This is a genomic window from Clostridiales bacterium (genome assembly GCA_012512255.1).
In the GTDB taxonomy this organism is placed as follows: domain Bacteria; phylum Bacillota; class Clostridia; order Christensenellales; family DUVY01; genus DUVY01.
On record JAAZDJ010000034.1, the window covers coordinates 1 to 19,406 of the forward strand.

21 protein-coding genes are annotated in these 19,406 nt (G+C 38.8%); 16 read left to right on the plus strand and 5 right to left on the minus strand.

The features are described 5' to 3' along the window. The 5 genes from GX756_01765 to GX756_01785 all read left to right on the plus strand — a co-directional run. On the plus strand, window positions 1–504 hold a 504-nt coding region (locus tag GX756_01765), incomplete at its 5' end, for an electron transport complex subunit RsxE (GenBank protein ID NLC16592.1). Window positions 505–518: 14 nt separating this feature from the next. After that, on the plus strand, window positions 519–1,097 hold the full coding sequence (locus GX756_01770; protein NLC16593.1) for an electron transport complex subunit RsxA: 579 nt from the start codon (window positions 519–521) through the stop codon (window positions 1,095–1,097). A 96-nt stretch (window positions 1,098–1,193) separates the two neighbouring features. After that, a complete protein-coding gene (locus GX756_01775) occupies window positions 1,194–1,478 on the plus strand; it encodes an electron transporter RnfB (GenBank protein ID NLC16594.1) in 285 nt (94 codons plus the stop codon). 231 nt (window positions 1,479–1,709) lie between these two features. After that, the gene (locus GX756_01780) at window positions 1,710–3,224 is read left to right on the plus strand and encodes a Ppx/GppA family phosphatase (protein ID NLC16595.1); all 1,515 of its coding nucleotides are present in this window, start codon (window positions 1,710–1,712) and stop codon (window positions 3,222–3,224) included. A gap of 294 nt (window positions 3,225–3,518) precedes the next feature. Continuing rightward, window positions 3,519–4,085 (plus strand): acetylglutamate kinase, encoded by a 567-nt coding sequence (locus GX756_01785; protein NLC16596.1) that lies wholly within the window; start codon window positions 3,519–3,521, stop codon window positions 4,083–4,085. Between the two features lie 96 nt (window positions 4,086–4,181). Here GX756_01785 and gdhA read toward each other — a convergent pair whose 3' ends face one another. Together gdhA and GX756_01795 are read right to left on the minus strand one after the other, a co-directional pair. Next, on the minus strand, window positions 4,182–5,531 hold the full coding sequence (gene gdhA / locus GX756_01790) for an NADP-specific glutamate dehydrogenase (protein ID NLC16597.1): 1,350 nt from the start codon (window positions 5,529–5,531) through the stop codon (window positions 4,182–4,184). A gap of 225 nt (window positions 5,532–5,756) precedes the next feature. After that, a complete protein-coding gene (locus tag GX756_01795; protein NLC16598.1) occupies window positions 5,757–5,906 on the minus strand; it encodes a hypothetical protein in 150 nt (49 codons plus the stop codon). Window positions 5,907–6,062: 156 nt separating this feature from the next. Here GX756_01795 and ruvX point away from each other — a divergent pair, with 156 nt between their 5' ends. Both ruvX and GX756_01805 read left to right on the plus strand, forming a co-directional pair. Next, window positions 6,063–6,479, plus strand: coding sequence for a Holliday junction resolvase RuvX (gene ruvX / locus GX756_01800; GenBank protein ID NLC16599.1), 417 nt, complete (start codon window positions 6,063–6,065; stop codon window positions 6,477–6,479). Between the two features lie 47 nt (window positions 6,480–6,526). Then, window positions 6,527–6,883, plus strand: coding sequence for a DUF1292 domain-containing protein (locus tag GX756_01805; protein ID NLC16600.1), 357 nt, complete (start codon window positions 6,527–6,529; stop codon window positions 6,881–6,883). 82 nt (window positions 6,884–6,965) lie between these two features. Here GX756_01805 and GX756_01810 read toward each other — a convergent pair whose 3' ends face one another. Both GX756_01810 and GX756_01815 read right to left on the minus strand, forming a co-directional pair. Further along, on the minus strand, window positions 6,966–7,691 hold the full coding sequence (locus GX756_01810) for a glycerophosphodiester phosphodiesterase (GenBank protein ID NLC16601.1): 726 nt from the start codon (window positions 7,689–7,691) through the stop codon (window positions 6,966–6,968). An 81-nt stretch (window positions 7,692–7,772) separates the two neighbouring features. Further along, complete coding sequence (locus GX756_01815; GenBank protein NLC16602.1) at window positions 7,773–8,381, minus strand: lactate utilization protein; 609 nt, start codon at window positions 8,379–8,381, stop codon at window positions 7,773–7,775. Between the two features lie 157 nt (window positions 8,382–8,538). Here GX756_01815 and lepA point away from each other — a divergent pair, with 157 nt between their 5' ends. Both lepA and hemW read left to right on the plus strand, forming a co-directional pair. Continuing rightward, window positions 8,539–10,338 (plus strand): elongation factor 4, encoded by a 1,800-nt coding sequence (gene lepA / locus GX756_01820; GenBank protein NLC16603.1) that lies wholly within the window; start codon window positions 8,539–8,541, stop codon window positions 10,336–10,338. Continuing rightward, entirely contained in the window at window positions 10,335–11,426 is a 1,092-nt protein-coding gene (hemW, locus tag GX756_01825; GenBank protein NLC16604.1) for a radical SAM family heme chaperone HemW, read from the plus strand. The genes lepA and hemW overlap by 4 nt, the downstream gene beginning before the upstream one ends. Here the strand turns inward: hemW and GX756_01830 are convergent. Continuing rightward, entirely contained in the window at window positions 11,419–12,813 is a 1,395-nt protein-coding gene (locus tag GX756_01830) for an FAD-dependent oxidoreductase (GenBank protein NLC16605.1), read from the minus strand. The genes hemW and GX756_01830 overlap by 8 nt on opposite strands. 246 nt (window positions 12,814–13,059) lie before the next feature. On the opposite strand from GX756_01830, the gene GX756_01835 reads away from it, so the two are divergent. The 7 genes from GX756_01835 to aroH all read left to right on the plus strand — a co-directional run bounded on the left by GX756_01835 (window position 13,060) and on the right by aroH (window position 19,406). Continuing rightward, complete coding sequence (locus GX756_01835) at window positions 13,060–13,653, plus strand: hypothetical protein (protein NLC16606.1); 594 nt, start codon at window positions 13,060–13,062, stop codon at window positions 13,651–13,653. Window positions 13,654–13,722: 69 nt separating this feature from the next. Next, the gene (locus tag GX756_01840; protein NLC16607.1) at window positions 13,723–15,621 is read left to right on the plus strand and encodes an NAD(+) synthase; all 1,899 of its coding nucleotides are present in this window, start codon (window positions 13,723–13,725) and stop codon (window positions 15,619–15,621) included. A gap of 31 nt (window positions 15,622–15,652) precedes the next feature. Then, on the plus strand, window positions 15,653–16,138 hold the full coding sequence (locus GX756_01845; GenBank protein ID NLC16608.1) for a GNAT family N-acetyltransferase: 486 nt from the start codon (window positions 15,653–15,655) through the stop codon (window positions 16,136–16,138). A 68-nt stretch (window positions 16,139–16,206) separates the two neighbouring features. Then, a complete protein-coding gene (murI, locus tag GX756_01850) occupies window positions 16,207–16,962 on the plus strand; it encodes a glutamate racemase (protein ID NLC16609.1) in 756 nt (251 codons plus the stop codon). A 35-nt stretch (window positions 16,963–16,997) separates the two neighbouring features. Then, on the plus strand, window positions 16,998–17,780 hold the full coding sequence (surE, locus tag GX756_01855) for a 5'/3'-nucleotidase SurE (protein NLC16610.1): 783 nt from the start codon (window positions 16,998–17,000) through the stop codon (window positions 17,778–17,780). 32 nt (window positions 17,781–17,812) lie between these two features. After that, window positions 17,813–19,003 (plus strand): NAD(P)/FAD-dependent oxidoreductase, encoded by a 1,191-nt coding sequence (locus GX756_01860; protein NLC16611.1) that lies wholly within the window; start codon window positions 17,813–17,815, stop codon window positions 19,001–19,003. 25 nt (window positions 19,004–19,028) lie between these two features. Then, window positions 19,029–19,406, plus strand: a complete 378-nt coding sequence (gene aroH, locus GX756_01865; GenBank protein ID NLC16612.1) for a chorismate mutase — start codon at window positions 19,029–19,031, stop codon at window positions 19,404–19,406.

Here is a 19,406-nt window from a genome sequence, read left to right on the forward strand (position 1 = left end):
AACTTTGTCATATCTTTGGTAGGCAAGATAATTCCCGATAAAGTAAGAATTCCTTGGTATATAATTATAATCGCCACATTGACCACATTAATTGATATGTTACTAAGAAAGTTTTTGCCCGGCATTTATACCGAAATAGGACGCTTTATTCAATTGATTGTGGTCAACTGCATAATTTTGGCAAGGGCCGAAGCTTTTGCGGCGGGCAACAAGCCGCAATGGGCGCTATTAGACGGCTTAAGCAATGGTATAGGATTTTTGTTTGGATTGTGTGTCTTGGGCTTGTTAAGGGAAATAATTGGCTCGGGCAAGATATGGGGCATAACTGCAATACCCGAATTTTCGGGCGTCCAGATATTCAGCATTCCAGCCGGCGCGTTCATTATGCTTGCGATCCTAATGGCTATTTATAATTATATAAAAGCAAAAATAGAAAAAAAGCAAAAAATTAAAAAAGCGCTATTGAAAAAAGCCATGCAAACCGCCCAAGGAGGTAAGGCATAATGAATATACTGGTAATGATTGTTTCAACTTTTATTACCGCCGTATTTACCGAAAACTTAGTCTTTTATTACACTTACGGAATTTGTCCTTTCTTGGGCGTAAGCCAAAAAAGCAAAACCGCAATAGGCATGGGATTGACGGTCATATTGGTAATTACGCTATCGTCAATTTTGTCATATCTTATATATACATATTTGTTAATACCCTTTGAATTGGAGTATTTGCAAATATTATTATTTATATTGATAATCGCATCTTTGGTTCAGTTAATGGAAATCCTTTTTAAGAGATTTATACCGGCGCTTTATAAAGGGCTGGGCATATATTTGCCTTTGGTGACAACCAATTGCGCCGTTTTAGGAACGGCTAATGCGGTCATAACAAAAGGCTTTATGTTTATTGAGACTGTCTTTTATTCGTTATTTATTGGAGTAGGATTTTTATTGGCTTTGATATTGATGTCTGGTATCAGGGAACGGCTAGAAAAAGCCGATGTCCCCAAAAGCTTTAAAGGGTTTCCTTTGGCCCTTATCGCCGCAGGCATTATGGCGATGGCGTTTTCGGGTTTAAGCGGCTTAAACTTTTTTGGGTAAGGTTGATAATTATTACGGTTGATAATATAAGGTTAATAGGCAATAAAAATTAACATTTAAAAAATAAGAGGAATAGATAATAATATGGATTTTTTTATGACATTTATACTGCCAATACTAATTGTTATGGCCATTGCGGCATTTTTGGGATTTGTATTGGCGTTTTTGGGCGATAAATTTGATGTAAAACAAGATGAAAGGGTAGAACAAGTTATCAGCAATCTTGCGGGCGTTAATTGCGGAAGCTGCGGTTATGCAAGCTGCGCCGCTTTTGCCGAAGCTCTAGTGGCGGGCGAAGTGACATTAGACAAATGCAGACCCACAAGGGCCGATAAAAAGGCTTTGATTAAAGAAATATTAAGCCAAAATAAAAATTCATAAAATTTTTGAATCTTCTTTTTATTAGCCGTATTTTTATAACGGTTATGTCTTGCCGTTTTGGCATCAAAAAATTATTATTTCATTTAAATTAGCATTGTTTAAAAAGCGTTTTTACACAATATTTTGATTCAATTTTGTTTAAATTGGGTCTTTTCAAGGGTTTATTGCTGTGATATAATACAAAAAGGTAAATGATGAAATAGTTTTAGCTAAAAAGGAAGTGGTTACAAATTGGAAAAGGTTGCAGTCATTGATTTAGGTTCTAATTCTGTAAGAATGGTAATGGCCAATATTTTGGAAGGCGGTTATTTCGTAGTATTTGACGATATCAAAGAAACAGTAAGATTAGGACAAGGAATGGAAAAGGACGGATTTTTAAAATCGTCCAAAATTGCGCAGGCAATCAAAACTTTGAAAATGTTTAGGAAACTTTGCGACGCTTACGAGGTTGATAAGATAATAGCGATAGCGACCAACGCCGTAAGGCGCGCGAAAAATCAAAGAAGCTTTTTGGATGAAGTTTATGCCATGTGCGGCTTTAAGATAAATGTATTGACTGAAGAGGAAGAGTCCAGGTTTATCTATCAGGGCGTTATCAATTCTTTGGACATTCCAAAAGGGTTGATTCTTGATATATCGGGCAGTTCCACCCAGTTGATACACTATAATAGGCGCAATATTCTCAATACAATCAATATACCTTTTGGCTCAATAACTTTGACCGAACTGTTTTATGATGAAACTTTGCCGCCCGAAAAACAAGCCGAAAAAATCGAGCTTTTTATTACCGAACAGCTCTCAAGGCTGGATTGGCTCAAGCAATTAGAGCCCGAAGTCCAGTTAATAGGAGTGGGCGGGGCGTTTAGAAACTTGGGCAAAATAAGCAGAATGCTCAGAAGGTATTCCTTGGATAACACCCATAATTATGTGTTGCCAAAAGAACATTTTGTTGATATCTATGATATGATTAAGGTGCTTGATTATGAAAAGCGCATGAAAATAAAAGGAATGTCCAGCGGAAGAGCGGACATATTTATCAGCGCATTAGCTTGTATTAAGGGGCTTCTTAATGTCATATCAAACACCCAAATGACAATCAGCGCATGCGGACTTAGAGAGGGAATATTATATAATTACGCCGTTCCGTCAACCAGCGAAAAGCCAATTACCGATATTTTGGGCCATAGCATTAGCACCATAATGAATTACTTTGACGAAAACGCCGCCCATGCAGAACAAGTTTATAACCTTTCAATGCAATTATTCAAGCAATTAAGGGTTTTGCACAAACTGCCCCGACAGTATGTAAAAATTTTGAGAGTAGCTTCGCTGTTGCATGATTGCGGCTCAAGAATAAAATTTTACGATCACCATAAACACTCTTTTTATATAATCTTAAACTCGCATCTTAACGGACTCACCCAAAGAGAATTATTATTATCGGCCTTTGTCGCAAGCGCGCACCGTAGGGAAGGGCTTAATTTGGGCGAATGGAACAAATATAAAGATATCCTAAAAGAAGAAGATTTGCCCGCTGTCAGAAAATTGGGCGTTATCTTGAGAATCGCCGAAAGCTTGGATAGGTCAATGAGCGGGGTAATCAAAACAATATCTTGCGATGTTTTGGGGGATTCGGTAATAATGAAAACCGAAGCCGACGGCGATTGTTCTTTGGAAATTAAAAACGCCTTAGCGGCGGCAACGGAATTTTACAAAGCGTTTCATAAAAATCTTGAGATTTTATAATAAGACCGCAAATATTTGTAAATTTAAAAAGCGGATAAAAACTTATCCGCTTTTTTAATTATTCCTTTTTAAATTATTAAATATACTTCAAAGGTTGTTTTTTGGATTAACATAGTGGCGAAAATAACAACATGGCATATGTTTTTTGTATGTCCATTTATCATCGTTATCATTACAGATTGTTTAAATTTTATCCATACACACACATAACAATTACATCATAAGATGTAATGGTATATATCAGGCGAGCCAGCCTGTTATACTATATCCAATTTTTTATGGAGGTTATATTATATGAGGGATACAAACGACATTAACGGGTTGGATCGCTGTCAATTGCGGCTGTCAAACACTTTTAGAGAATTATGGGTGGAGCATGTGCTATGGACTCGTCTTTTTATTTTAAGCGCTATATTTGATCTTCCCGACCTTCAGTTTACGACAGAAAGGCTTTTGCAAAATCCTGTTGATTTTGCTAAAGTTTTAAAACCATTTTACGGCGAGAAAACAGCCATGCAATTTAAGCAACTTTTTACCGACCACCTTTTGATCGCGGCACAGCTGGTTAACGCGGCCAAAGCGGGAAACGCCGAAGAAGTGGAAAAACAACGCAGAAGATGGTATGCCAACGCCGAGGATATTGCCAAATTCCTCGCTTGCATTAACTGCTTCTGGAGCGAAGCTGAATGGAAAAAATTATTATTTGACCATCTTCGCATGACAGAAGACGAGGCTGTATTTATTTTGACAGGCCAATTTGAAAAAAGCATAAAAGTATATGACCAGATCCAAGACCAAGCCCTAAAAATGGCCGATGTCATGACCCGCGGCATCATTCGGCAATTTAGAATTATATATTAATAAAAAAAGACCACATTTTAAAAAAATGTGGTCTTTAAAGATCCCTTTTTTAAATTGTCGGCGGGCGGTTTTTGTATTAACTTCTAAAAATATTATTTAGAAAACGCCTTGTTCTATCATGGCTTGGGCGACCTTTTTAAATCCAGCTAGATTGGCGCCGGCGACCAAATCATACCCAAGGTTGTATTCTTGCGCGGTTTCCACAGTGATTTTATAAATATTTTTCATTATTTTTTGTAATTGGGCGTCAACTTCTTCGGCGGCCCAAACCAACCTTTGCGAATTTTGCGACATTTCCATAGCCGATACGCCCACGCCGCCGGCGTTAACCGCTTTTGAAGGGCCAATGATTATATTATGTTGTTTCAGATATTCTAAGGCTTCATTGGTGGTAGGCATATTGGAAACTTCCATGTAATATTTGGCGCCTGAATTGACAATTTTCTTTGCCGATTCCAAATCCACTTCGTTTTGCGTCGCCGCGGGCATATAAATATCAACTTTTTCGCCCCAAGGCTTAGCGTTAGGATAAAACTTAACGCCAAACTTATCGGCATAGTCTTTGATCCTGTCAAGACCGCGCGCGCGCATTTCCAATAGATAGTTCACCTTTTCTTCGCAAGAAGAAACGCCTTCAGGGTCGTAAATATATCCCTCAGGCCCAGAAATAGTGACAACCTTAGCGTCCATATGCATAGCTTTTTTGCAGATGCCCCACGCCACATTGCCGTATCCGGACACGGCGATAGTTTTGCCTTTTATATCCTCGCCATGATGCTTTAAGACTTCGTTAAGGTAATACATCGCGCCGTAGCCGGTCGCTTCGGGACGGATCAAAGAACCGCCGTAAGATAAGCCTTTGCCGGTCAAAACTCCGTTTTCCCATACGCCTTTTAGTCTTCTGTATTGGCCAAACATATAGCCTATTTCGCGCCCCCCCACACCCAAATCGCCCGCGGGGACATCAACATCAGGGCCGATGTATCTATATAACGCGGTCATAAAAGATTGACAAAAACGCATAATCTCGGCGTCGGATTTGCCTACGGGGTCAAAATCAGCGCCGCCTTTTCCGCCGCCGATAGGCAGTCCTGTCAAAGCGTTTTTAAAGCATTGCTCAAAAGCCAAAAACTTAATAATTCCGGGATATACGTTTGGTTGAAACCTTATGCCGCCTTTGTAAGGGCCTAGCGCGCCGTTAAATTGGCAGCGATATCCCGTATTGGTATGATAATTGCCCTTATCGTCCATCCAAACAACTCTAAAAGAAATCATTCTCTCGGGCGTTATAATTCTGTTTAAAAGGTCAAATTTTTCATATTCGGGGTGTTTTTCAATCAAAGGCGACACGGAAGACAAAACCTCTTCCACAGCTTGAATAAACTCGGGCTCGTTTTTATGCTTGGATTTGGCGTTTTCAATAACGCTTTTTACATAAGGATTCATAATTTTTTATACTCCTTTTTTTATATGAATAGATTGAAAAAGATTATATGGATATTTTTTACATTTTAGCACATTAGATTGTATATCGCAAAAAAATAGAGCATAAAATAAATTTATAGCAAAAATTAATAACGATTATAATAAACGCGGACATTGCAAAACAATGTCCGCATTTATTATAAAGGGGAGGGAGAATATAATTTATATATTTTGGTTGTTGAATTATTAATTCATAGCGGCGTTAATTTGATTTATTTTATCTTTTATCTTTTGTTTGCCTTTTGAAACCATTTCGGATACAGGGGAATTGCCCTCTACCAAAGCAGCGCCTATTAAAGCTCCTAAGGCCAAACCTAAAATCAATGATGTGCGCATAAGATTTCCTCCTTTTTTATTTGCTGATTTTAGTATAAGTATTAATAAGATAATTATTTATTACATATTTTGTTAATTAAAAATAATATCAAAATGCATATATTAGATAATAGCTAAAAAATTGCATTTGTGATAGACTAAAAAAGAGGAAAAATAATGCGCGTTTTGGGAATTGATTATGGGGACAAAAGAATAGGATTTGCTATCAGCGACCAATTCCGCATTATCGCAAGCCCGTTAGAAGTTTATAGCAGAAAGACTTTGAAGCAGGACTTGGAATATATCAAAAAAATTATAGACGCTCATCAAGTGGATACGGTAGTAATAGGCTTGCCTATAAATATGGACGGCACTTTGGGCGATAGGGCAATCAAAACTCAAGAATTTGGAGAACAACTAAAACAAATAATTAATTTGCCTATAGTCTATATTGACGAAAGATGGACATCCAAAGAATCCGAGCGCGTTTTGATTCAAAGCAATGTAAGGCGCGAAAAAAGAAAATCATTGATGGATAAGATTGCCGCGCAAAATATTTTACAACGGTATTTGGATATGCCCAAAAGCAAATAAAAAACCGTTATTATATTAATACTATTAATCAAAAAGGAGATTTTTTTATGTCAAAAAACGACGAGTTTGTAGTGGATTTGATGCCCGAAGATAACGCCGAGATTATTACTTTATACGACGAGGAAGAAAACGAAATCCCGTTTTATCAAATAGCTTGCATAGAACATAACAATGAATTTTATGCTATGTTACAGCCTGCCGTTGAAGTGGAAGGCATTGAGGAAGACGAGGTAATAGTCTTAAAAATGCTGGAAGCAAAAGACGATGACGATGATTTATTTGAGCCTGTTACGGATGAAAAACTTTTGGATGAGATTTATCAAGCGTATATAAAAGCGGTTGAGGAAGAGGAAGAATATGAAGAAGAAGACCAAGACGAATACGAGGAAGACGAAAACGAATAATATTTTTTATGATAGAACATAAAAAATATGCCTAACTTAAAGATAGGCATATTTTTTTTATTTGGGAATTATTTTAATTACTTTAGGTCTGGGGGATAAAGTTTTCAAAAATTATATTATCGCAATATAATTTTACATCCTCATATTCTTGTTGGGAGCGCACAGTCCAGGCCAGGACGGGCAATTTAGTTTTTGTGACAAAAACATTAGGCAAATATTTGCTCTCATAAGATATAAAATCAGGTTTGGAGACATGGTTTAGCAGCATTCTTTTTAGGACAAATTTTTTGAAAAAATTAAGCGTCTTATCGTCGGTGAAAAAAGAGGATAATTGCCCGCGCGGTATTTGAGGCGCGTATTTTTTGAAGTATTCAACGGTATAAGGATTAAAAGAATGCACGGCATACTCGCCGTCATAGCCTTTAAGTATTTCCAAAACTTTTCTTTCCAAAATTCCAACTTTATTGCTGTTTTTTATTTCAATAAGCAACGGAACTTGCCCGTTTATAAGCTCAAGCGTCTGCTCAAAAGTGGGTATATGTTGGTCGGATTTTAATATTTTATAGTCTTTGAGTTTTTGTTTGACAAGGTTTGTTATATAGCCGTCGCTGCCTGTAAGCCTGCTTAATTTTTCGTCATGGAAAACCACGACAGTCCCATCGTCAATTATTCTAAGATCAAGTTCAATTGGATAACCCGCTTCTATCGCCTTACTAAAAGCCGCCAGAGTGTTTTCTGGCGCGTTTTTGTCATGCAAGCCTCTGTGGGCTATCGGCTTAGAAAAAAGCCAGGATTCTGTTATTTTCATCTTTTGCCTTCTTTAATGTTTTTTTATAATTTTATCATTTATGGCGCATTTTATCCATTATTTTATCGCGCCATATCAATATCAAAAACCTAATTCTTGATTGACCAAAATTACATGGTATTGTTTGCCGCTTGATGGGAAATGCGTTATAACCGTGTTTCTGCAAATAGTCTCGGGCGGATAACAATAAGCACACTTTCCGCTTATGGCGCATGGAGTCTTTTTATTTAACCTGACGCAATTTTTGGGCGAAGCGACATTGCGAACCCTTTTTATTGCGTCTTCCAAACTGTCCGTAATCTTGTTTACGCCGGTCACGGCAATTATAACGGGCGGGCCAAAAATAGTTGCCGCCACGCGATTGCCCCTGCCGTCAATATTGACTATTTCGCCTTCGCAAGTTATGGCGTTAGCCGAAGTCATATAAACATCGGCAAAAGCGGCTTGCTGGTAAATTTGCTCTTTGGGCAAATCAACATAGCCCGCCATAAGAACTTGATTGCCTCTATTTTTTAGCAAATTAGGTATGCCCATATTAGCTATGGTCATGCTTCCGCCTATGCCTACTTTAGCGTCTTTAGGGATTAGTTCCAAAACTTTTGCTATGGCTTCTTCTGTTGTTTGGCAATAGTGGGGCAAAAAAGTCCGTTTTTTTAGATTATTTAAAGTCTTTATTATTATATCGTCCATATTTATTCTCCTATTTGTTCTAATATCCTATATTTATAATTTTATTGATTTTTTATAAAATTGCAATGTATTTGGCTTTTACAAGAAATATAAAGAGTTCAAAAATACCAATTATATCTTGCTTGCTAAAGCCCAAAAAATAACATATAATTGCGTTATGGAAAAAAGCAGGATAAGGAATTTTTGCATAATAGCGCATATTGACCACGGAAAAAGCACGCTTGCCGATCGCCTTATAGAAAAAACAGGCACGGTCAGCGCGAGGGAATTGCAAAATCAGCTTTTGGACTCCATGCCTTTGGAAAGGGAGCGGGGCATTACGATAAAACTTACGCCTGTAAGAATGTTTTATACGGCAAAAGACGGCAACGAATATATTTTGAATTTGATAGACACCCCGGGCCATGTGGATTTTACTTACGAAGTTTCGCGCTCGCTTGCGGCGTGCGAAGGCGCTTTGCTGGTGGTGGACGCCGCCCAAGGCGTAGAAGCGCAAACTTTGGCCAATGTATATTTGGCGCTTGATAATAATCTCGTTATATTGCCCGTCATTAATAAAATTGATTTGCCCAGCGCAAGGCCCGAAGAAGTAAAAAAAGAGATTGAAGAAGTTATCGGCTTGGACGCGCAATCGGCGCCGCTTATCTCGGCTAAAGAAGGGATAAATATTGACGATGTGCTTGAATATATAGTAAGCAATATTCCCGCGCCCCAAGGCGATAAAAGCGCGCCGCTAAAAGCCCTTATCTTTGATTCTTTTTATGATAATTACAAAGGCGCGGTGTGTCTTGTTAGAATAATTGACGGTTCGGTCAAGGCGGGAACAAGAATAAAGATTTGGTCAACAGGCAAAGTGTTTGAAACTGTTGAAGTCGGAGCGTTTAATCCCAAGCCCGTAGTCGTCCAAGAACTTGGCGCGGGCGAGGTCGGGTATATAGCCGCAAGCATAAAAAATGTAGCCGATACAGCGCCCGGGGACACCATAACATCGGCCGATAGACCGTGCGACCAACCATTGCCGGGATATAAAAAAGCGCATCCTGTCGTCTATTGCGGCATTTTTCCTACAGACGGCGGAAGATATAGCGACCTAAAAGACGCTTTGGAAAAGCTAAAGCTTAACGACGCTTCGCTGTTTTATGAGCCTGAGGTAAGCGCAGCTTTGGGCTTTGGTTTTAGATGCGGTTTTTTGGGGCTTTTGCATATGGAAATTATCCAAGAACGCTTAGAGAGGGAATTTGATCTAGATCTTATAACGACCGCTCCCAGCGTAATTTATACAATTCACAAAACCAACGGTCAAGTTTTGGAGATTTCCAATCCGTCCAACTGGCCTTCCGCGGCGGAAATAGCTTATATTGAAGAGCCCATAGTTTTGGCTGATATTTATACGCCGCCCGAATACATCGGCGCTGTTATGGAACTTTGCCAAGAAAAAAGGGGCGAGTATTTGGATATGCAATACCTTGATAAAAACAGGGTCAAGATGCGTTATACCATGCCTTTAAATGAAATAGTTTATGATTTTTTTGATAGTTTAAAATCCCGAACAAGAGGGTATGCGAGCCTTGACTATGAAATAACGGGCAAAAAAAAGGCCGACCTTGTCAAGATGGATATTTTGCTTAACAATGAGGTTTGCGACGCTTTGAGTATAATAATCCACAAAGACAAAGCCTATGCGCGCGGTCGCAGTATAGCCGAAAAATTAAAAGAAGTCATACCCCGACAGATGTTTGAAGTGCCCATACAAGCCGCGATAGGCGGCAAGGTGATCGCAAGGGAGACGGTAAAAGCGCTCAGAAAAGATGTTCTGGCGAAATGTTACGGCGGAGACATTACAAGAAAACGCAAGCTTTTGGAAAAACAAAAAGAAGGCAAAAAACGCATGCGCCAGTTTGGCAGCGTAGAAATACCCAGCGAAGCTTTTATAAGCATTCTTAAGCTTGACAAATGAAAAAAGTAGGCGTTTACATCCATATACCTTTTTGCCGCTCAAAATGCGCTTATTGCGCTTTTAATTCTTTTTTTGCCGATACCCATACCCAAAAAGAATATGTCAATTTTTTAATAAAAGAAATAAAATCTTTTAAGTATGACGACGATATAATAGCCGATACTATATATTTTGGCGGAGGCACGCCGTCATTTTTATATCAAGGCGGCATAACGGCTATTATTGACGCGCTAAAAAAAAGATTTATCTTTTTACCGCGCGAAGCGTCAATAGAATGCAATCCCGAGTCCGTTACAAAACCAAAACTTAAAGAATATAGCTTAGCGGGAATAAACCGGATCAGCATCGGGCTTCAATCGGCTTCGGATGCGCTTTTAAAAAACGCGGGCAGGATTCATACCTTACAAGACTTTTTAAATAGCGTGCAATGTTGTCAAGAGGCTGGGTTTCAAAACCTAAGCTGCGATATAATGCTGGGCTTGCCCAATCAAAACATAGACGATGTTATAGATACTTTGAATATTTTATTCAAGCTTCCCATAATTAAGCACATATCAATGTATGGGCTAAAACCTGAAAAAAACACGCCATGGCAGGATATAGTTGTTGACGAGGACTTATCCGTCGATATGTATGACGCGGCATATGGCTTGCTGTTAAAAAACGGATTTTTGAGATACGAAGTTAGCAATTTTTGCAAGCCAGGATATGAATGCGTCCATAACATCAAATATTGGAAAAGGCAAGATTATCTCGGCTTCGGGCTGGGCGCGCATTCTTTAATAGACAATGTTAGATACGCCAATGCGGACAATCTAAAGGATTATTATAACAACAAAAAAGAATGGCTTGTTCTTACAAAAAAGCAAGCCAAAGAAGAACATATAATGCTTGCTTTGCGTATGGAAGAAGGGCTTAATATTACTGGTTATAATAACGAATTTGAAGGAGATTTCATAAAAGAGTATTTCAAGCCCATTGAAAAACTTAGCAAACTGGGCGCAATAGAGCTTACAAAAAACTCCCTAAAAATCAAGCCTCAATATATGGGCGTTATGAACAGTATAATTGCCGAGTTTTTTAATTAGCGCTGTTGTCGGGATTAACTTTTTTGTCGTCTAGTTTTTTATAAGCGGGAGTGTTTATCACATTGCCGAATTTATCAAACCTTGAACCATGGCAAGGGCAATCCCATGTCTGTTCTTCGGGATTAAATTTTGTGCGACATCCCATATGGGTGCATGCAGGATTGCCAAGATAATTAATTCCGCCTATGAGGCTCCCCACCATTTTTATATTATTCCATAATGTCTTGCCTATCGGTCCCATTGCCAATTTTCTGCTTGGCGAATAAATCTCAGCGTATGGATTTTTTTGGCCCGCTATCAAATCGGCAATAATCCGTCCCGCAATATTTGTGGATGTCATGCCCCATTTGTTAAATCCTGTCATAATGTAAAGATGTTTTTCGTTTTTGGTAAGGTTGCCGACAAGCGCCAAGTTATCGGGCGATAGGCTGTCTTGGGCGGACCATTTCGCGACTGCCTGATTGTCTTCAAAAATTTTGTTTACATGGTTCTGCCAATTTTTATAATGCGGCGTATCCATATCATGGCCGCATTGGTGGCTTTGGCCGCTTACGATTACCATGTCCTCAAATTTCCTATAAGTATAGGCCTCGCTGTCAATATTGTTCCACATTCCGCTTAAGGATTTCGTAGTCTTATACGCTCCGTTATACGACCTGTGCTGAATAATCCTAGCAAAATATAAGCCTTTAAAATTGATAATAGGGAAGTTAGTGGCTATGACAAAATTTTGGGCGGTTATTTTGCGCCCGTCTTCCGTTAAGCAATAGTTGTTTTGAACATCTATTACCCTAGTGTCTTCGTATATTTTGACTTTGTGGTTGGTCGCCGCCTGCGCCAAACCATGAAGATATTTCATTGGATGAAACATCGCTTGGTTTTCAAAACCTAGCGCCAGCTCGTATTCAAGCGGGATAAGGCCTGTTTGGGTGGTTAAGAACGCTTTTATTGGCGTGTTCTGGACAGCTTTGTATTCTTGTCTTAACTTTATGCAGTTTTCGGGCCTTTGGGTGAATAAAAACGAATCAACCCTTTCAAAATTGCAATCTATTTTTTCTGTCTTGATAATATTTTCTATTTCGTCAATAGCTTCTTGGTTGGCTTTGGCTATAATGGACGCCTTTACTTGACCAAATTGTCTTGTATATCTGTCATAAGTCATATCGTGCTGGGAAGTGATATGCGCCGTGGTGTTTTTGGTGGTGCCGCTGCCTATTTTATTGGCTTCTAATACCGCAGTGCTTATGCCGTGACGGCTTAAATAATACGCCGCGCTTATGCCGGACAGCCCGCCGCCTATAATCGCGGTATTGACATCAATATCATGGTCAAGTTTTTGGTATTGCGGATAGTTGTCGTTATGCCAAACTGATTTTAATTTTTCCATAATTTATCTTCCATAATTAAGTTTTTATAAATTAAGTATTAAACGCTAATTAGGCAAATTATGATTAAAGATTTCATTTATTTTTTTTAGCGGCTTTCTTAACTTGTCTTTTTATAAACCTTTTGGCTTTGTTTATATTTCTCATATATAAATTATTGCGCAAATGATTGAAAAATATATCATTATCAATCAAAATATGATATATTATTATATAAAGTTAATATCTTTATTCCAAAAAAGGCAATCATGGCTATAAAAACAAAAGAAACCAAACATTTATATTTATTATTAACCAAGACAGCGTCAATCTTTTCAAGAATAATCGCGTTTATCATGGGGGATAAATACACGCATTCAGCTATAGCTTTAGACAAAAAGCTTGAAAAGATGTATAGCTTTGGGCGCAAAAGAATTCACAACCCGTTTTTGGGCGGATTTACTGAAGAAAGAATAAATTACGGCGTTTATTTGTTTTCGCCGTATGTTCCTTGCGTGGTTTTGGAATTGGATGTCACAGACGAGCAATATGAAAATGTCAAAAAAGACCTGGATTATTTTGTCGCCAATAAAAAGATGTATAAATATAATTATAGGACCATATATAATCACTTATTCTCGTCATACCATAAGAGCAAATATAGATTCGCTTGTTCTGAATTTGTTTATTATATATTGCACAAAAACAATGTCTTGGATTTTAACCTTCCTATCGCAGCCGTTAGACCCCAAACATTTTTGGATAAGCTGCCCGATAAAATAATATATAAAGGCAATTTACATAAATACAGAAGTTTTTTATATATGCTTAATCAGGCCTATGCCGATAAAGCAAAGGCGTAAAATATAGGTTAGTTTGGCATAATAAAACAAAAGCGGTTAGGGCTAAAAAAACAAATAAAAAATAAAATAATGAAAGACGGATTTATCAAAGTCGCGGCGGCGACCCCCGAAGTCGTTCCCGCAGATTGCAGACATAACGCCCAAAAAATTATTAAATTAATCAAAGAAGCGCATTCTTTGGGCGTTCAGGTTATTGTTTTCCCCGAATTGAGTATTACCGCTTATACTTGCGGCGATTTGTTTTTGCACGAGTCTTTATTGAACGCCGCGCTGGAAGCGTTAAAAGAGATATTAAATGTTTCCAAAGATACAGAATTATTAATAATTACAGGCGTCCCTCTTGCTTTTGATGAAAAGCTTTATAACTGCGCCGCTGTGATTTTTAAAGGCAAAATCTTGGGCTTAATCCCTAAAAAAAATCTTGCCAATTATAATGAGTTTTACGAGACGCGATATTTTACAGGCGGCGATATCCACAAACAAGTCAAAATTTTTGGGCAAGATGTTTTTTTGAGCAACCGCCAAGTCTTTGTAAACGAAGAGATGCCCGAGTTTAAAATCGGCGTGGAAATCTGCGAGGATTTATGGGTAATAGACCCGCCTTCAATCAATTATATAAAAGCGGGTGCATTTTTGATCGCCAATTTGGCCGCGTCCAATGAGGTTATAAAAAAAGCCGATTATCGCAAGCTTTTGGTGGCTTCCCAATCGGGCAGGGGTGTTTGCGGATATATTTATTGCGACGCTGGCAAGGGCGAGTCTTCCACCGATATGGTTTTTTCAGGGCATAATATAATAGCCGAAAACGGCGTTATTTTAGAAGAAGCGAAGCCTTTTGCCGCGGGCTTGACCGTAAGCGAGATTGATTTGCAAAAATTAAAACAAGAAAGGTTAAGAACAAAATCTATAACTTATTCCCAAGAAAATATTAAAGCAATACCTTTTTCCCTAAAAAAAAAACTGACTGAAATTACCCGTTTTATATCCAGAAACCCGTTTTTACCCGATGGTTTAAATGATAATATCGCATGCGAACACATTCTTAATATTCAGGCGCATGGTTTGGCGACTAGGCTCAAAGCGACGGGAATAAAAAAAGTATGCTTAGGCCTATCGGGCGGTTTGGATTCGTCATGGGCGTTATATGTCGCTATTAGGGCATTTGAAATTTTAGGATACGACAAAAAATCTATTTTGGCTATTTCTATGCCGTCTTCTGCTAACACCTCAAAAACTAAAGATAACGCCAAAGCTTTGGCGTTGATTGAGGGCGTGACATTTAGGGAAATACCTATTGACCAAGCTATAAAACAGCACCTAAAAGACATAAGCTTAGGTTCAAATGATTTTGGAATAGCCTATGAGAACGCGCAAGCCCGCGAGAGAACGCAAATTTTGATGGATATAGCCAATGAAATAAACGCGTTAATGATAGGCACAGGCGATTTGTCTGAGTTGGCTTTGGGCTTTACAACTTATGGCGGCGACCATATGTCTATGTATGCTGTAAATATTTCTATTCCTAAAACATTAATTAAAATTCTTGTTGGTTATTTGGCAAAAACAATCAAAGACCCCCAAAAAGCCATGTTATTGACCGACATACTAAACACTCCAATAAGCCCCGAGCTTGTGCCGTCCCGACAGGATAAAATAATCCAAAAAACCGAATCAATTATAGGCCCATACGAACTTCATGACTTTTTCTTATATTATGCGGTAGGATATGGCTTCGGGCCAAAAAAGATATTTAGGCTTGCAAGGCGCGCTTTTGGAGAGTATTCGGACCAAGAAATCAAAAAATGGCTTACCGTGTTTTTTGAAAGGTTTTTTGCAAACCAGTTTAAGCGCTCTTGCTTGCCCGACGGCCCAAAGGTTACTTTTATTTCTTTGTCGCCAAGAGCGGATTTGAAAATGCCCAGCGACGCGAGCGCAAAAGTTTGGCAAAAGGAATTAGAAATGATATAGTATTTATTATAAATCTTGTTGGACGGAAATAGTGGTCGTCGTAATTACCGAAGAAAAAGCTAAGCAAAGAATTACAAATAATATCTTATCCGCTTTGCCTCAATGGTTTGGCATTCCCGAATCAATTCAAGTTTATGTAAGACAATGCGTCAATAAGCCTTTTTTCGCGTATAGGCATAACGGCGAATTTGTGGGTTTTGTTTTTTTGAAATTACATAATGATTTTTCTGCTGAGATTTGCGCTATGGGCGTTTTGAAAGAATACCATCGCCAAGGCATAGGCACACAGCTTATTAATAAGTGCATAGATTATTGCCAAGAGCATAAGATAGAGTTTTTGCAAGTTAAAACATTAGACAATGGCAATTGCAATTATTATAAGATAACGCGGGATTTTTATGCCGCAATGGGGTTTAAGCCTTTGGAACGCATTCCTTCGCTTTGGAACGAGGAAAACCCATGCTTAATTATGATAATGCATATAGATTGCCAAAAACAAGCAGATTTCAGGTTTTAAAATAATTTATTAATTGTCATTACAATAAACTTCCCAAAATATAATATCTATCAGTGTGTAAAAAATATTTGCCGATAGGCGTTTTTGATAGCGGCGTCGGCGGCATAACCGTCCTAAAAGCATGCGCTGATATTTTGCCGCATGAAAATTTTTTGTATTACGGCGATACGAAAAACAGCCCATACGGCAACCTCGCTGATCAGAAAATAACGCAGTTAACATTTAACGCGGTTGATAGGCTTATTTCAAAAGGCGTAAAAGCTGTCGTAATAGCCTGCAATACCGCGACGGCGGCCGCAATTAACGCGCTAAGGAGCAAGCACGATATAGAAATAATAGGCATAGAACCCGCCATTAAGCCCGCGTGTTTGATGACCAATGGCAAGGTTTTGGTTTTGCTTACTAAGGCCGCGGCTAGACAACCCAAATTTAAGTCGTTAATCAAACAATGCGGTCTTCAAAAGGTAATAATTTATCCGCTATGCGATCTTGCCCGCAAGATAGAACAAAATATCGGGCGTTTTGAAAATTTAAAAGAATATATACATAAAATTTTAAGCCCTTATAAAGATTGCGGTATTAAAGCGGTAGTATTGGGATGCACGCATTATATATTTGTCAAAGATATCATAGCCAAAATTTTCCCCCAGGCTGTTTTGTATGACGGGAACGCCGGAGTGGCAAGATATTTAAAAAATACGCTTATAAAAAACGGACTCCTCAACGACCAAAACCAAAAGGGGAAAATTGAGTTTTTTTCTTCAGATGTTAAGTATCAATCAATCTACCAAAACCTTTGGTCAAAATACACAAATATTTTTTAAAATCTTGATTTTTGATTTGTTTAAACTTGCTTAATATGCTGTTAATAATTATAATTAAAGCCATGAGAATATTCTTGACCAACGATGACGGCATATTGGCAAAAGGCCTTTACCATCTGGCGAGGGGATTGGCGCAAGACCACGAGGTGTTTATTGTCGCCCCGGACAGGGAAAGGTCCGCTTGCGGCCATTCGCTAACAATCAACACGCCCATAAAATACAATCAAATCAATCTTATTCCCGGAATTACCAGTTACAAAACGGATGGAACGCCCGTGGATTGCGTAAAGTTTGGATTATCCGAACTTTACCAAGGCAAGCCTGATTTGTTGCTTTCGGGAATTAATTACGGCGCTAATTTGGGCACGGACATTTTATACTCGGGCACGGTTTCGGCCGCCTTTGAGGGCAAAATCTTGGGCATAAAATCAATAGCTATCAGCATTCCCGAACACAAGCCGGACGAAAAAATTGTCAAAGCGGCGGTGAAATTTATTAAACAAAACCTGGAACTGTTTTATAATCTTGACATGCCCGAGAAAACTATTTTAAATATTTATTATCCACATACTACGCAAATAAAAGGCGTAAGACTCGCCTCAATGGGCTATCAAGAATACGATGACGAATATATAAAGGGCACGGCTGTTAATATGTATTGGCTTACGGGCAAACCAATAAAACACCATAAAAATCCGCCCGATAGCGATGTTGAGCTAAACCGTCAAGGATATATCACTATTACGCCCATTTCTTTTAATCTTACCGACAATGTTTTTCTTAATAAACTAAAACAAGAAGGCGTTTTTGATAAGTGAAAATAACGGTTATAGGCGCCGGGCCTGCCGGGATGATGGCTGCGATAGCGGCAGCGCAGGCTGGCGCCGAAGTGTCTTTGCTGGAAAAGAATTCTAAACTAGGCAAAAAATTATATATTACCGGTAAAGGTCGTTGCAACTTGACCAACGACATATCGCCTCAAGAGTTTTTCAAAAATGTAGTATCCAATCCAAAATTTTTATATAGCGCGCTAAATCGTTTTACGCCCCAAGATACTATTAATTTTTTAGAGCGAAACGGATGCCCTTTAAAAGTGGAAAGAGGCGGGCGGGTTTTTCCTTTGACCGACCGTTCAAGCGATATTATCAAGACTTTTGAAAAGGCTTTAGGCAAGTTTGGCATTGATATTCGTTATGATTGCGCCGTTGCTGACATTTTTAAATCAAGGGATAAATTTGAGGTTGTTTGCGTCAACGGTTACAAAATTATTTCAGATTGTGTTATAATAGCTTGCGGAGGGATGAGCTATCCTTCCACGGGCAGCGCGGGCGACGGTTATGTTTTAGCGAAAAAGCTGGGACATACGATAATTGAGCCTGTGCCCGGACTTGTGTCTATTAGCGTCAAAGAAGATGTTTCGGCGCTTGAGGGCCTGTCTTTAAAGAATGTGGCTTTGACCGCGGAATACAACAGCAAAATTATTTCCAATCTATTTGGCGAGATGTTGTTTACCGATAGCGGAATAAGCGGCCCTATAGTTTTGAGTACAAGCAGCATTATTAATAGATTGCCGTTGGGCAAAGTCAAGCTTTATATAGACTTAAAACCCGCCTTAGACCGCAACAAGCTTGACGAGCGTATATTAAGGGATTTTGCAAAATATCAAAATAAACTGTTTAAAAACGCCTTAGGCGATTTATTGCCCAAAAGCTTAATACCTGAAATCATAAAAAGAAGCGGCATTGACCCGAACCAAAGGGTAAATGTTATTACGAAAGCGCAAAGGCAAAGCCTGTTAAACGCGCTAAAGCGGTTTGAGCTTAACATAAAAGGACTGGACGGTTTTGAAAAGGCGATTATAACTTGCGGGGGCGTAAACACCAAAGAAATAAACCCGTCTACGCTAGAGAGCAAAATAACAAAAGGATTGTTTTTTGCGGGCGAGGTCATTGACGTTGACGCATATACCGGAGGATATAATATCCAAATCGCTATTTCAACGGGATATCTTGCCGGCATAAGCGCGGCAAGCGCCTTATGAATATAATGAAAAAAAGGGTTAAATTATGAAAGCCATTGTTGATATAACGGCGATTAGGGGGGCGATAACGGTTGAAAACGACAGTATCCAAGAAATAACCGACGCCACCAAGGAATTGATGAACGAGATTGCCCAAAAAAACGATTTAAATAATCCCGGCAAAAAAATTATAAGCATACTTATTAGCACGACCAAGGATATAACCGCGATTTATCCCGCCGCGGTTTTGCGGGAAATGGGCTATAATGACGCCGCGTTGTTTTCCTCCCAAGAGCCCGATATGGAAAACTCATTGGCCAAATGCATTAGGCTTATGGTCAATGTGGCAAGCTACAAAGAAATTCTAGAACCCAAACATGTTTATCTAAAAAAGGCGCAAATTTTGCGTCCTGATTTGGTGTAA